The sequence below is a fragment of the Paenibacillus lignilyticus genome, from assembly GCF_017942085.1.
Taxonomy (GTDB): domain Bacteria; phylum Bacillota; class Bacilli; order Paenibacillales; family Paenibacillaceae; genus Paenibacillus_Z; species Paenibacillus_Z lignilyticus.
In genome coordinates this window covers 27,875-41,211 of the sequence record NZ_JAGKSP010000006.1, presented here as the reverse complement: position 1 = coordinate 41,211, position 13,337 = coordinate 27,875, and the positions used below count along the sequence as shown (strand labels likewise).

The window sequence follows — 13,337 nt, the reverse complement described above, 5'->3', positions numbered from 1 at the left end:
TTAAACAATTGAACCTTTACCAGCGAGCTTTACGTCCCGCAACGAGCCAAGCACCAAGCGCGATAAATGCAATGGCAATGAGGTATAACCCCCAGCCCCACACCAGCATGATGCCAAAAAACGACGCTGAAACAAGAGCAAGGATAATGGCAAGTGTTCGTGGAAACTTCGGATGGTACGTATCAAACAAATGATATTCGTATAAACCGATGGAAACCGCAAAAATGAATAAAGGCCATAAGTAGTGCATGTTGCTCCATCCGAACGCAATGCAAAAGAAAAAAATAAAGGCGTTAATTGTCAGAAACGCTCCCGGGATCAGAACAATCGGAGGAAGCAGTCGTCCAAAAAACAGCACGTGCAGCAATATGCCGGGAATCAGAACGAAAAGCGGCCAGAAGTTTGTGCCGATAAACGCAAACAGTCCAAGCTTTCCGAGTAAAATAACAGCACCCGCGATCAGAAAAAGAAGACCGATGGTGTATTGGTTTTTCGACATGCCTATGTTCCTTTCTCTTTGGCACTTTTTTAACATCTACTAGTGTACTGGAACAGCAGGCAAAAAACCAGTGTTACTGCTACATTTACTCTAAAAATATAGTTTACCTTATCTTTTTATTCGCAGCAATGCCACAATAATGACCAAAGGGATGCACAGAACCGGAATCGCCTTTAACAGAACGGATAATTCATTCGTAAATAAAGGGTGAATCGCTGGGTCATGAACCAGCATTTCACCGGCCGCATATCCGAGCAGTCCCCCTCCGATGTAAACAAAAGAAGGAAATTTGCGAATCATGGTACTAAGTAGCTGACTCCCCCAAATAATCATAGGTATGCTAAGGGCAATCCCGAGTAAAATAAGTACGGGCTCCCCTTCTGCCACGGCGGCGATGGCCAGGACGTTGTCCAAACTCATAATAAAATCTGCGATCACGATGGTCCGGATTGCACTGGAAAGCGAGGTTACCTTGCGCATGTTGTGGTATTCGTCAGCATGTGACGATGCATCCTTGACCAGCTTGATGGCGATCATGAACAACAAAATGCTGCCGACGGCCTGAAGATAAGGTACCTGCAGCAGCGTCAGAGCAATAAGCGTCAGCAAACAACGCAGCAGCACGGCAGCGGCAGCCCCCCATACCACGGCTTTGCGCCGCTGAGCTTTCGGAAGCTGCTGGCTCGCCAGAGCGATCACTACGGCGTTGTCGCCGCTCAAGAGCAAATTGATAAACATAATTTGAACGAAAATGATTAAGCTGTCCACAGATTACGCCTCCTCAAGAAGAAACGGCTTTTGCCGCCCTTTTGGCGATGGAGCTTCTTCCTAAGTGAAGAAAGTACTCGTCTATGAACGTGTATGTCCCATATGGACAGCTTATGTTTATCATTTTTTGAATCCTTCTTCGTTTTTGAACGTATGAACGAGAAACATCATAGCGCTCTTAAGAAAGGGAGGACAAGAAGGCAATGGACATTTTATCGCTTGAATTTCTTTCTGCACTGATTACCATCGTTTTTATCGACCTCATTCTTGCCGGCGATAATGCCATCGTAATCGGGCTAGCAGCTCGAAAACTGCCTAAGGAACAGCAAAAGAAAGCCGTTATATGGGGAACGGTCGGGGCCGTAGGTATTCGGGCCATCGCTACCACATTAGTTGTATACTTGCTCAATGTTCCGTGGCTCATGCTGGCAGGCGGCATACTGCTGCTCTGGATTGCCTACAAGCTGCTGGTTGATAACGAAGCACATGACAACATCACCGCCGGCAACACATTATGGCAATCGGTTCGTACCATCATTATTGCCGATGCAGCGATGGGTTTAGACAATGTCATCGCAGTCGCAGGCGCGGCTCACGGCAGCGTGATGCTGGTTCTGCTGGGACTTATCATCAGCATCCCAATCGTCGTATGGGGCAGTACGCTGTTCATTAAGCTGATCAACAAAATTCCATGGATTGTTTATGTGGGATCCGGAGTGCTCGCTTACACGGCAGCCAAGATGATTACGCACGAAATTAAGCTTGAAGAGTTCTTCAAAAACAACCCCGCGTTTGAATGGTCATTCTTGATCTTGATCGTCATCGTTATTATCGTCGCAGGTCTTTGGAAGAACGCCTCACGCAAACAAACGGCCAATATGGAAAAAAGCAGTGAATCCCATTAATTTGGGGCTCACTGCTTTTTTATTTAGAACCAGCTATCCTCGCCTGCCGTCTCAACGGCACTACGTACCTCCGGCGTTATACGCATCACTTCCACGCTCGATACAGCCTCGGTTATCATATCTTCAAGTCCGGCAATCGCCTGCTCGGTTTGCTCGACGATAGCCAAATTCGGATTGGTGCTCGGTGATTTCGGGACAAATAACGTACAGCAATCCTCAAAGGGGAGAATCGATGTCTCAAATGTATCGATCTGACGCGCGATACGAATAATCTCATTCTTATCCATCGTAATAAGCGGTCTTAGCAGCGGCAGTTGGGCAGACCGTCCGATAACATTCATGCTGCCGAGCGTCTGGCTCGCAACTTGGCCTAAGCTGTCGCCTGACACGAGGCCGAATGCACCGACCTGTTCCGCGATCCGTTCCGCGATCCGAAGCATAGAGCGGCGCATCAGCGTAATAATGAGCGGGTCTTGACCGGACTGCGCCAATGCCGATTGAATATCCGTAAAAGAGACCAAATGAAGCTTGATCGGCACGCCGCTATAGTGCGAAAGCCGTCTCACTAAGTCGATTACTTTCTCCTTCGCTTTGTCGCTCGTGAACGGGTAGCTGTGAAAATGAACGGCCTCGATCTCCAGCCCCTGTCTCATCGCCAGATAGCCCGCTACGGGGCTGTCAATCCCGCCGGAGAGCAGCAGCATCGCTTTGCCGTTTGTTCCGTAAGGAAAGCCTCCTGCGGCTTGTACGACGCTGCTGAAGACGTAAGTGCCTTCCGGTTGAATTTCAACGCGCAGCTCAACCTCCGGTTCTCTTACATTCACCTTTAACCCAGGTGTTTCGCGCAGCACATGGCCGCCGACCAAATGGTTCATTTCTTGGGTGTCATGCGGAAACTGTTTCTCCACCCGCTTGGTGGAAACTTTGAATGTTGCGGGCTGCGACGGAAGTGCCTGCATCACTTCCAGTGCGGCAGAGCGAATGGCTTCCAGATCGTTCGCAACCTTCCTTATGGGGCTGAATGTCGCGATTCCGAAAATATCTTTGAGTTTTACTGCAATTTCCTCATAGGGTTCACCATTTAAAGTGATATAGATTCTTCCATACGTGCGCGTAATTTCAGCACGAACAAAACTTCTCAATGATCGTCTTACTTGTTCAACCATTCGTTTATCGAAACGATCGCGGTTTTTGCCTTTCATCGTAAATTCGCCGAAACGAATTAGAATCATATCCGGATTCATGATACGTTTACCCCTTCCTCTCGAGCGGCTTTAGCTGCTGAACGACCAGACGCACCTTCCGGCATAGCCAATCCAGCTCTGCCTCACCGTGCTCATCCCCGAAACTAATGCGAATTCCGCTCACTGCACTTTCATAAGAAGCCTGCATGGCCAGCAGCACGCGGCTTGGCTCTTCGCTCTTGGAGGAGCAGGCTGATTTGGTCGATGCCATGATTTCTTGCTTCTCCAGCATATGAATGATGACCTCCGGCTTCATGCCGGGGTATGAGAAATGCAAAATATGCGGCGCAGCGTAACTGCCAAGCTTACAATCGGTACTGCCGTTAATGTGCAGCTCCGGAATAGCTTGAATGCATGCGATAAGTCGCGCCTTCAGCTTGTACATCCGTTCCGCTCTTGCAGCCCCGCTCTCTACCGCAAGGCGGAATGCTTTAGCAGAGGCAACAATTGCCGGGACATTCTCCGTTCCGGGACGAAGCCCATGCTCCTGGCTGCCGCCTCTTAACAAAGGCTCCAACGTCACGCCTTGCCGAACGTATAATAGTCCAACGCCTCGGGGGCCATTCACTTTATGTGCCGATGCCGAGAACATATCGATGCCCCAGCCTGTCAGATCAACCGTCAGTTTACCCACACTTTGGACCCCGTCAACGTGGAACAAAACGCTTCTATGCCTTTTCAGCAGCTTGCCAATTTCCGCTATCGGTTGAATAGCTCCGACTTCATTATTCACATGCATAACGCTTACCAGTACGGTCTCATCCGTCAATGCCGCTTCAAGGTCCGATACGGCTACCACCCCAAACGAATCGACAGGCAAATACGTCACTTGAAAGCCTTCGCGCTCCAGCGCTTGGAATGTATCATATACGGATGGATGCTCCACAACCGTGGTAATCAAATGATTGCCGCGTTTCTTCCTGCTTCTGGCCGCCCCCATGATGGCGATATTGTTGCTCTCCGTCGCGCTCGAGGTGAATATCCATTCCTTCGCATCCGTGCCCGGGAACAGTGAAGCAATCGCCCCTCTTGCACGTTCAAGCAATTTACCCGCTTCCTGGCCGCTTCTGTGAAGTGACGAAGGATTTGCATAGTGCTTCGCCATAACTTCCGCCATCGTGCGAATGACTTCTTCATGCGGCGGCGTTGAAGCACAGTGATCAAAATAATACATCTCAAACAGCTTCCTCTCATATCTGACAACAAACGAAAAAGATCAGCGAAAATGCTGTGAAGGGCCTCATGCTTCTAGCCCAGGTCACCGCGATCCCCGTGATCTCTTATTCTCCCCAGCCATTCAAGTTCACTTGCGGCTGTTGGCATGCTTAAATGGAACCGTCGTATTGATCTTTCGCCCGCTGTACTTTCGCTACATAGCGTTGTGTTTCATGCGGCAGCAGCGACATCATGGCCGTAAAATCTTCATTGCTCTTGATTCCGGCACGGTCGACTCTGCCCGGACCGGCGTTATAGGCAGCTAATACCGTCTGTTCATTACCGTCATACTTGCGCATGAGATAAGCAAGGAATTTGGTGCCGCCTTCAATGTTCTGCTGCGGATCAAAGGAATCCGTGACGCCAAGACCGCGAGCGGTGCCATCCATAAGCTGCATAAGCCCTTTCGCCCCGGCAGAAGATTCCGCGTTTGGATTATAGGATGATTCCGTATGTATAACAGCTTTAATAAGGACTGGATCAATGCCATATTTGGAAGCTGCGGCGTTAATATAAGCGTCATATTCCGAAGGATTGCTGTCGGCATCTGTTGTGCTCTGAGCTGCTGCAGATTGAATCAAAGGGACTAACCCGCTTAGCGCCTCCAGCGAGACCATTCCGGGTTGTGCAGCCATGTCAGCAAGTGCTGAAGAGCCTGTCCCGCCTGCCATATACTGTTGTAGCAAAGTATCGAACATCGAGGAACCGTCTTGGCCGCTTGCAGAAGACAAGACATTCTCATTCCCGTTCAAATCCAGACTGGGCATTAACTGTAATTGCAGCAAGGATTTCATTATTCGCGGATCAATGCTCATGGTGTACCTCCATATTCCATTATGCCATTCGACACAGGATAGCACTATTTTACATCTTTTTTGCAGGATTCGCCAGTGAGCAATTAGTCCTAGCTGTGCAAAGAACGATTAATGAATGTTAAGTTATGATGTGTTTTCATGAAAGAAGCCGGCAGAGATAATCTCTGACCGGCTTCAGATCCATTAGGTTATTGCGTAATAAAGGGGAACAAGGACCAAGTAAGCAGCAGCGGCTATAAATCCAAGCGTAATGGACCAAACGCCAAGACCTCGAGCACCCTGCCTGTAAGCAATGAAACCGACAATGATTGCCGTAGCACCGAGTACCACAGGCCATACCACCCATGACAATGCCGCTAATATAAGCGCCGCCCAGCCCGTTGCACGGCCGGCAGACTTCGTTTCACGAACAGCATCATTCGTGAGATGGTTGCTTTCGCGGGTTGGATAGGCATGGATCGCCTGACGCGGTACAGCAATTTCGGCAGACATTTCTTCGTTATAAGCCTTCATGTCTGGATGATACAAAGGATTAGTCGATGAGTCATCATGCGGGCTATGGGAGAAATGCCCTTCTGATTCGCGTTCCATCAAGCCTCACTCCTTCGCTTTAAAGGTATGGCAGCAGGTCGCTGCTTTGTTAGCCGCGGTATCGTGATGCTCACCGCCAAAGCCCTCTTCAGCAAATTCAGATCCGAAATGATTGTTCGCATGACTGTCGATGTCGATTTCAATTTTCGAGGCATTGCACTGATTTCCTTCTTTCCAGAACGAACAGTTGGCAACACTACAGCTTACGCCATTCGGCATAAAAATCACCCCCGGTATCAAGTTGCCCGTACCGGGGGTGTTGTATGCTTTCCTTATTTTTGACCCTGCATACGGCGCTGAGTCATATAGTCGCTCTCATAGTAGGATAGATCATCGCGAAGCTCTTCATAAATTTTTGAGACAGTAAGTACGATATCGCGAGCGGCACGTACCGGCTTCTTGCGGAAACGAATCGCATCTTGTCCAGTGTACGCGTATCGGCCGTCCTCGGAATAACATTCGTTCTTAGGGTAGAAAAATGCATTTACACATTGATGATAAGCTTCGTAAAGACCCCGCTCTGCAAAATCAATATCGAAATTAGGACGTCTTAGCGCCACACCCAATTTTTCGTAAGCAACTTCGGAGAATACAAGCATGTGTCTCAGGTCTGCCAGCAAACCTTTATAGAATAGCTCGGAATCGCTTCCTTGATCTTCTTCTGTTAGCTGTGGAAGCGCATACTGGTTTAGAAACGTCTCCAAATGGCCGACTGCAAGTTTTAATTTGTCTCTCGTTGATTCGCTAATCGCTTTTACGTTAGTCGAAGGCATTATGGTAGATCCCCTTTCATCATCGCAAACAATACTTAAATCATCAACATCGTACCACAAATAGCAACCAGATGGTACTCCGAATGCCGAATAGTCCCCGTATATTTTCACCTACCCGACGTCACCCTAAGACAAGCAGCCCTCTTCGGGCTTCCAGCCAAACCAAGCAAGTACAGCATTCAAGGGGGTATTCACCATGACAAGGCGAAAGTGGATCGGCTGGTTTTGTATTTTGGCAGCTGCCGCTTTGCTCATTCCGCTCACACCTTGGTTCAGTTCGCCAAGTCCCGCCAATAAAGAAAAGAAACCCGAAATGCGCACCATGACCGCGCATCGCGAGCGTCAGCTCAAGCTGGCGACGGTCAAGCATGATATGGACGCTACGGCCGTTCTCTGCCATGCAGAGTGCGCCAAGAACTTCCAGAAGCTGATGAAGCATGAAGCTTCCGCAACAACGAATGAACATCATCTCACGCACTTAATGACCATGCACAAACAGATGATCTACGTCTGGTGGAGACATCAAAGTCACTCCATTACGAAAGGCGGCAAGCCTGCTTTATCCCAGCTTAACGAAGAGATGATGAAAGCGAAGCGGCATGTCGTCTCAGGGAAGGCCTATTCCTCCTCTCCGCTTCAGTTAAAGGGACATCGATACATGGTCATCGGTGTGCCTGATACGAAACACAAAGGCGACGGAATTGCCGCAATCCTGCTGCAGGACATCGTGACGAAAGTACAAGGCCATCAGCAGCGCAATCTGAGGCTTGTCCCTTATCCGGCTGAAGGCAAGTACAAAATCGAGTCTGTCAAACCGAATTCGACGGAAGATATTACGGTTAGAACCGGTGAAGACAACGGCAACGCCAGTCACTACCATATGAACGAGGTTGTTGTAAAGTTCCGGCAACCGCCGACGGTAGATCAGTTAGCCCAGATCCAGAAGGATATTACCGCCCTTGCCATGAAAAAGTTGGGATATACGTATGTTTTCCGTTCCCGAGTAATGGATGCGGAATCGATGATGCGATATTTCAAATCGAGCTGGCATGTGGTATACGCCGAGCCTCACTATTTATATATGACGAATGCGGCATCGGATATTATCCCGAACGATGCGCTTTATTCGGAATATCAATGGAATCTGCCTGTCATCGAAACCGAGAAGGGCTGGAATGTTTCAAAAGGCAGCAACAACGTCATTATCGCGGTACTGGATACGGGCGTGCAAATGGATCATCCCGATCTGAAGGGCAAGCTTGCGGAAGGCACGAATCTGGTCATCACCGGCACGCCACCGGATGATGATGTTGGACATGGCACGCATGTCGCGGGGATCATCGCCGCGGCTGTCAATAATGGAGAAGGCGTGGCAGGCATGACCTGGTACAACAAAGTGCTGCCGGTCAAAGTGCTGGATAGCAGCGGCGCAGGCTCTACTTACACGGTCGCAGAGGGCGTTATATGGGCGACGGATCACGGGGCCAAAGTCATTAATATGAGTTTGGGCAACTACGCGGAAGCTCAGTTTCTACATGATGCGATCAAATATGCCTATGACAAAGGTGTTGTCCTTATTGCGGCAAGCGGCAATGACAATACGGAGCGTCCCGGCTACCCGGCCGCTTACCCTGAGGTGTTCGCGGTAGCTTCTACGAACTCCGACGGAACGCGATCGACGTTCTCCAATTACGGAAATTACATCGATGTTGCCGCCCCCGGCTTCAGCATCGCCAGCACCTACCCGGGCAGCCAGTACGCAGCGCTCTCCGGTACTTCGATGGCGAGTCCGCATGTAGCCGCGCTTGCCGGGCTCATTCGGTCGATCAATCCGGATCTGACCAATGTTGAAGTAATGGACATTATGCGAAAGTCTGCTAAGGATCTCGGCGATAAAGGCAAAGATAACTATTTCGGCTATGGCCAAATCGACGTCGTCAATGCGTTGAAAGCTGCGCAGCAGTCGAAAGTATCGCTGCAGCAATTTCCGCAGCAGGTTGAACGGCGTTTAGCTCAGATCGCCAGCAAATACGAATAAAGTGAAACGAAAAAACCCGCATGGCATAAGCCTTGCGGGTTTCTTGAGCTATGGAAAGCTTGCCGTAAGCCGGGTTCTGTGCCTCTTGTGGTGTGACGGGAACTACCCTCCCACGTTTGAAGCGACAATCATCTATCTAGGCCGATCATTGCTAATCAGCTCAAGCGACCAACCCGAACGCTCCCCGGGCAGAGGTGCAGCGCGAGGCTGCCGCGTTCTCTCGGTCTTGCTCCAGATGGGGTTTACCAGCCCCATTGTCACCAATGGCGCTCGTGGTCTCTTACACCACGGTTCCACCCTTACCTGTACCGGATTTGCATCCGGCCATCGGCGGTCCATTTCTGTGGCACTATCCTTCGGCTCGCGCCGACTGGACGTTATCCAGCATCTTTGCCCTACGGAGCCCGGACTTTCCTCTCGCGGCAACAAGGCCGCCAGCGATTGTCTGTCAAACTTTCCGTGTACAACACAGTATACGCTGATCGAAGGAAAAGCTCAAGGTCTGAATCATTTCCAAGCAGCAATATATCCGCTTTATCCTATAAGAATTGGAACGGCTCTGTCTCCACTTGCGAGGCGATCGCCTCAGTCGCATATTTTCGCTGCTGGAGCTCGCGGCGCAGCCATTCCGCTACTCGGGGCTTCATCAGCTTCTCGATATTGTGGCCGGGGTCGATAATCGACAGCCCTGCCATAGCTGCATCATGCGCTGTATGGTAGTCCATATCCCCCGTTACAAGCACGTCGGCGCCGGCAAACAACGCATGGCGTACGTATCTGGCACCGGAGCCGCCCAGCACCGCCACTTTGCGTACATCGCGATCCAGATCGCCAACGACCCGCAGTGCCGGTACCTCGAATACGGCTTTCGCCCGTTCAGCCAGCTCGCGAAGCTTCACGGCAGCCGGCAGCTTGCCGACGCGGCCAAGTCCGAACACGCGGCCTTTCATATCGACAGGATACAAATCATAAGCGACTTCCTCGTAAGGATGAGCCTTCAGCATCGCTTGTGCGACTTTCCGGTGCACGCTGGCAGGAACAATCGTTTCCACGCGGATTTCCTGCACGCGCTCAAGCTTGCCTTTCTCGCCGATAAACGGTTCCGCGGTGTCGCCCGGCAGGAAGGTGCCAACGCCTTCGATATTAAAGCTGCACTGGCTATAGCCGCCGATTTCTCCTGCGCCGGCATTCCATATGGCTTGAAGCACTTGTTCGTGATGCGTCTTCGGAACAAATACAACCAGCTTGAACAATTTATCCGTATGAACATCCTCAAGCGAAGCGCGGCCTTCCGCCGGCACTCCAAGCAGATCAGCCATCCAGTCATTGATACCGCCGTCCGCTACATCAAGATTGGTATGCGCGATATATACAGCGATATCGTTCTTGATTAGCTTCTCATACAGCCTGCCTGCAGGAGTCGAAGTATCCAGCTTCGCAAGAGGTCTATAAATGATCGCATGATGGGCGATGATAAGTTCGGCGCCTAATGCAATGGCTTCATCGACTACCTCGTCGGTGACATCGAGTGCGACGAGCACTTTACTGACTACCTTCTGCAATGTACCGAGCTGAAGACCGATTTTATCGTTCTCCATCGCGATATGCTTGGGAGCCAGCTGCTCGATTAACTGGATGACGGTTTGGCCGTTTGCAAACATGACAGCACCTCCTCAATCCCTTTTATTTCGCCGCGCAGCTGTGCTTCCTTCTCACGCGATTCCGCTAGATCAGACTGTCCCAGCTGACGGCATATCCGATCGAGCTTGCCTTGTTCATGCTGCCATTTGTTGTACAGCCAATCGTTCGGCTGTCGCAGCAAATAGGGCCCCATCCGATATAACCATTCACGCTTAGCGACCTCTGTCATGGACTGAATTTCCAAGAACGACGGATTATAAACGCCTTCATTCGTGATCGCAGATGGGCTATGCTGTTCATGCAGCGCATGCAGCACTTCATAGATGCGGCCGTCCTCTTCCAGGATCATTTCTTGCTGAAGGACATACCCGTGCTGCACAAGCCACTTCCGGACGATCTCTTCGCCAACATTCGGCTGCAGCACAAGCTCACGAACGCCTTCAAGCTTGCCCGTCTGTCGTCCTGCTTCCAAGATGTCGGCCATTAAGCTGCCGCCCATGCCGGCAATCGTTACGGTGTCTGCTTCGCCCGGAGCAAGCACGGCTAATCCGTCACCTTGCCGAACCTCAATCTTCTTCGTCAGCCCCGCCTCCGCTACCTGTCTCTTGGCAGCTTGAAACGGTCCTGTATTCAATTCTCCCGCTATAGCGGACGGACATTTACCGCTTTGCAATAAGTACACCGGCAGCAGCGCATGGTCGGAACCGATATCTGCAATGCGCGCTTGTGCCGAGACCAAATCAGCAATTTGCTGTAAACGTTTAGACAACTTTATCATCTCATGCAACCCACGCAATCCATTGTTTTCGAAGGGAGAACAGCAGTACTCCCCCCGCCATAATTTTGACCATTAATTGAAGCTGTAAACCAAACTCTGCATCTGCGAATACCGCAGCATACAACTCGGGCATGAACCAGACGAGCGCGCCGGCAACAAACAGAATCGATGCCACCGGTCTTGACCAACGGTGGAAGAACCAGCTGCACCATCCAAATACGAACGAAGCCGGCAGCCAGTACAGCTGGATTTCGAACCATTTCGGCGATTCCGTATTGTTAGATAACAACCAGGCATATACGAGGAATGATGCCATCCAGCCGCATAGATGAAGCAGCGGAATTCGAACTCCAATGCCAAATGCAATCCAAAATAACGAACAGAAAGCAAGAAGTCCGGCTTTCCATCCCCATGCTTCAAGCGTATGTAGCTGGAGCATATATAATCCGGCACCTAACATCAGCAGCATGCCGGTACCGATTAATCCAATTCCTACAGACTCGTTTTTGGCACGATATCGCTGCCCAATGAACAGCAAGATGTAGACGCCGGTAATCGACAGCGCAATTTGCAATAAGGGATGAAAAACAGTAAAATAAAGAAAAACAAAACAGATCAAGGAAAAAATACCAAAAGTCAGGAGCCATTGTTTAACAGATGCTCGTTTCACTACAACCGCTGCTCGACCCGCAAAGGTCGTCGGAGCACGCTTTTCTCCTTCTTCCAAATATAAGTTGAGCAGAAAATCACAATATTGCTCGGGAAGCAGTTTACTGCGCTGCCAATGCTCGATCTCTCTTACGATGGTCTTGCGGCGCTCTTGATCCATAACGTCACAGTGATTCCTCTCCTGGTGGATTCTAAGAAGTGACACATATCCATTTCACAAGGTGGAAAAAAGACCTTGCTGCTTCAAGCAGAAAGGTCCCGATTGTTATTCAAGAAAATCTTTTAAACGTTTGCTTCGCGATGGATGACGAAGCTTGCGGAGTGCTTTGGCTTCGATCTGACGAATCCGCTCGCGCGTAACGCCGAATACTTTGCCTACTTCCTCCAGCGTACGTGTACGACCGTCATCAAGTCCGAAACGCAATCTCAGTACGTTCTCTTCACGCTCCGTCAGCGTATCCAGCACGTCCTCCAGCTGTTCCTTCAGCAGCTCGTATGCGGCAGCATCTGCCGGCGCGAGCGCCTCTTGATCCTCGATGAAGTCGCCCAGATGCGAATCGTCTTCTTCCCCGATCGGTGTTTCAAGCGATACCGGCTCCTGTGCGATCTTCATGATTTCACGCACTTTCTCCGTGCTCAAATCCATTTCAGCCGCAATTTCTTCCGGGCTTGGCTCACGTCCAAGTTCCTGCAGCAATTGGCGGGAAACCCGAACCAGTTTGTTGATCGTTTCGACCATATGAACCGGAATCCGGATTGTACGTGCTTGGTCTGCAATCGCGCGCGTAATCGCTTGTCTGATCCACCAAGTAGCGTAAGTACTGAACTTGTAGCCCTTCGTATGGTCAAACTTCTCAACCGCTTTAATTAGACCCATGTTGCCTTCTTGAATGAGATCCAGAAACAGCATGCCGCGTCCAACATAACGTTTGGCGATACTGACCACGAGTCTGAGGTTCGCTTCGGCTAGTCTGCGCTTCGCTTCTTCGTCCCCATTCTCAATCCGCTTGGCGAGCTCGACTTCATCATCTGCCGATAGCAGCGGTACACGTCCGATTTCTTTCAAGTACATGCGAACCGGATCGTTGATTTTGATGCCGGGCGGGAGCGCCAGATCATCATCGAAGTTGAAGTCGTCATGCTCACGCTCTTGATCGTCCCGATTACTAATCGGAAGATCCTCGTCGTTCTCATTTACCACTTCAATGCCGATATCATCGAGCTGCTCGAAAAACTCATCGATTTGTTCCGGATCCTGATCGAAAGGTGAGAGCTTCTCCATAATCTCTTTGTACGTTAAGGAGGATCTTTTCTTCCCATGTTCAATCAGCTGTTCCTTGACGAGTTCCAGCTTCTGTTCAGTATCCAATTCAGTATGTTGATCATTCGCCATAATCCGAC

The 13,337-nt window shown here is 50.3% G+C and carries 14 protein-coding genes and 1 other RNA gene; 2 read left to right on the top strand and 13 right to left on the bottom strand.

Annotated features, from left to right (window positions below; all coding sequences use genetic code 11):
- Nucleotides 1–16: 16 nt before the first annotated feature.
- Together I8J30_RS15990 and I8J30_RS15985 are read right to left on the bottom strand one after the other, a co-directional pair.
- On the bottom strand, nt 17–499 hold the full coding sequence (locus I8J30_RS15990) for a hypothetical protein (protein WP_210659361.1): 483 nt from the start codon (nt 497–499) through the stop codon (nt 17–19).
- 108 nt (nt 500–607) lie between these two features.
- Nucleotides 608–1,267 carry a YjbE family putative metal transport protein gene (locus I8J30_RS15985; RefSeq protein ID WP_210659359.1) on the bottom strand — a complete coding sequence of 220 codons (660 nt, stop codon included), beginning with the start codon at nt 1,265–1,267 and terminating at the stop codon, nt 608–610.
- Nucleotides 1,268–1,470: 203 nt separating this feature from the next.
- On the opposite strand from I8J30_RS15985, the gene I8J30_RS15980 reads away from it, so the two are divergent.
- Nucleotides 1,471–2,172, top strand: coding sequence for a TerC family protein (locus I8J30_RS15980; RefSeq protein ID WP_210659357.1), 702 nt, complete (start codon nt 1,471–1,473; stop codon nt 2,170–2,172).
- 23 nt (nt 2,173–2,195) lie between these two features.
- Here the strand turns inward: I8J30_RS15980 and thiI are convergent, their stop codons facing one another.
- The 6 genes from thiI to I8J30_RS15950 all read right to left on the bottom strand — a co-directional run bounded on the left by thiI (nt 2,196) and on the right by I8J30_RS15950 (nt 6,810).
- A complete protein-coding gene (gene thiI / locus I8J30_RS15975) occupies nt 2,196–3,416 on the bottom strand; it encodes a tRNA uracil 4-sulfurtransferase ThiI (protein ID WP_210659355.1) in 1,221 nt (406 codons plus the stop codon).
- A gap of 7 nt (nt 3,417–3,423) precedes the next feature.
- Nucleotides 3,424–4,590, bottom strand: coding sequence for a cysteine desulfurase family protein (locus I8J30_RS15970; RefSeq protein ID WP_210659353.1), 1,167 nt, complete (start codon nt 4,588–4,590; stop codon nt 3,424–3,426).
- A gap of 151 nt (nt 4,591–4,741) precedes the next feature.
- Nucleotides 4,742–5,446: a lytic transglycosylase domain-containing protein gene (locus I8J30_RS33730; RefSeq protein WP_210659351.1), complete on the bottom strand. Its 705-nt coding sequence runs from the start codon at nt 5,444–5,446 to the stop codon at nt 4,742–4,744.
- Between the two features lie 183 nt (nt 5,447–5,629).
- Nucleotides 5,630–6,037 (bottom strand): DUF4190 domain-containing protein, encoded by a 408-nt coding sequence (locus tag I8J30_RS15960; protein WP_091219607.1) that lies wholly within the window; start codon nt 6,035–6,037, stop codon nt 5,630–5,632.
- 6 nt (nt 6,038–6,043) lie between these two features.
- Nucleotides 6,044–6,256: a DUF1540 domain-containing protein gene (locus I8J30_RS15955; RefSeq protein ID WP_091219609.1), complete on the bottom strand. Its 213-nt coding sequence runs from the start codon at nt 6,254–6,256 to the stop codon at nt 6,044–6,046.
- A 53-nt stretch (nt 6,257–6,309) separates the two neighbouring features.
- On the bottom strand, nt 6,310–6,810 hold the full coding sequence (locus I8J30_RS15950; RefSeq protein ID WP_091219611.1) for a YpuI family protein: 501 nt from the start codon (nt 6,808–6,810) through the stop codon (nt 6,310–6,312).
- Nucleotides 6,811–7,006: 196 nt separating this feature from the next.
- Between I8J30_RS15950 and I8J30_RS15945 the strand changes: the two genes are divergently transcribed.
- Nucleotides 7,007–8,848 (top strand): S8 family peptidase, encoded by a 1,842-nt coding sequence (locus I8J30_RS15945; RefSeq protein WP_210659349.1) that lies wholly within the window; start codon nt 7,007–7,009, stop codon nt 8,846–8,848.
- Between the two features lie 50 nt (nt 8,849–8,898).
- On the opposite strand, the gene rnpB is transcribed toward I8J30_RS15945, so the two are convergent.
- The 5 genes from rnpB to rpoD form a co-directional block, all read right to left on the bottom strand.
- Nucleotides 8,899–9,305: RNase P RNA component class A (gene rnpB, locus I8J30_RS15940), an RNA gene on the bottom strand.
- Between the two features lie 82 nt (nt 9,306–9,387).
- Nucleotides 9,388–10,509: a Nif3-like dinuclear metal center hexameric protein gene (locus I8J30_RS15935; RefSeq protein WP_210659339.1), complete on the bottom strand. Its 1,122-nt coding sequence runs from the start codon at nt 10,507–10,509 to the stop codon at nt 9,388–9,390.
- Nucleotides 10,476–11,267, bottom strand: a complete 792-nt coding sequence (locus I8J30_RS15930; protein ID WP_210659337.1) for a tRNA (adenine(22)-N(1))-methyltransferase — start codon at nt 11,265–11,267, stop codon at nt 10,476–10,478. Before I8J30_RS15930 ends, I8J30_RS15935 begins: the two co-directional genes overlap by 34 nt.
- Nucleotide 11,268: 1 nt before the next feature.
- Nucleotides 11,269–12,096 carry a hypothetical protein gene (locus I8J30_RS15925; RefSeq protein WP_210659335.1) on the bottom strand — a complete coding sequence of 276 codons (828 nt, stop codon included), beginning with the start codon at nt 12,094–12,096 and terminating at the stop codon, nt 11,269–11,271.
- A 105-nt stretch (nt 12,097–12,201) separates the two neighbouring features.
- Nucleotides 12,202–13,329, bottom strand: a complete 1,128-nt coding sequence (rpoD, locus tag I8J30_RS15920) for an RNA polymerase sigma factor RpoD (protein ID WP_091219623.1) — start codon at nt 13,327–13,329, stop codon at nt 12,202–12,204.
- Between the last annotated feature and the right edge of the window lie 8 nt (nt 13,330–13,337).

Bases quoted from the DNA above. Each gene is read 5' to 3' on its own strand.
- I8J30_RS15990 (WP_210659361.1), bottom strand. From the start codon at position 499: ATGTCGAAAAACCAATACACCATCGGTCTTCTTTTTCTGATCGCGGGT.
- I8J30_RS15980 (WP_210659357.1), top strand. From the start codon at position 1,471: ATGGACATTTTATCGCTTGAATTTCTTTCTGCACTGATTACCATCGTT.
- thiI (WP_210659355.1), bottom strand. From the start codon at position 3,416: ATGAATCCGGATATGATTCTAATTCGTTTCGGCGAATTTACGATGAAA.
- I8J30_RS15970 (WP_210659353.1), bottom strand. From the start codon at position 4,590: ATGTATTATTTTGATCACTGTGCTTCAACGCCGCCGCATGAAGAAGTC.
- I8J30_RS33730 (WP_210659351.1), bottom strand. From the start codon at position 5,446: ATGAGCATTGATCCGCGAATAATGAAATCCTTGCTGCAATTACAGTTA.
- I8J30_RS15960 (WP_091219607.1), bottom strand. From the start codon at position 6,037: ATGGAACGCGAATCAGAAGGGCATTTCTCCCATAGCCCGCATGATGAC.
- I8J30_RS15955 (WP_091219609.1), bottom strand. From the start codon at position 6,256: ATGCCGAATGGCGTAAGCTGTAGTGTTGCCAACTGTTCGTTCTGGAAA.
- I8J30_RS15950 (WP_091219611.1), bottom strand. From the start codon at position 6,810: ATGCCTTCGACTAACGTAAAAGCGATTAGCGAATCAACGAGAGACAAA.
- I8J30_RS15945 (WP_210659349.1), top strand. From the start codon at position 7,007: ATGACAAGGCGAAAGTGGATCGGCTGGTTTTGTATTTTGGCAGCTGCC.
- I8J30_RS15935 (WP_210659339.1), bottom strand. From the start codon at position 10,509: ATGTTTGCAAACGGCCAAACCGTCATCCAGTTAATCGAGCAGCTGGCT.
- I8J30_RS15930 (WP_210659337.1), bottom strand. From the start codon at position 11,267: ATGATAAAGTTGTCTAAACGTTTACAGCAAATTGCTGATTTGGTCTCG.
- I8J30_RS15925 (WP_210659335.1), bottom strand. From the start codon at position 12,096: ATGGATCAAGAGCGCCGCAAGACCATCGTAAGAGAGATCGAGCATTGG.
- rpoD (WP_091219623.1), bottom strand. From the start codon at position 13,329: ATGGCGAATGATCAACATACTGAATTGGATACTGAACAGAAGCTGGAA.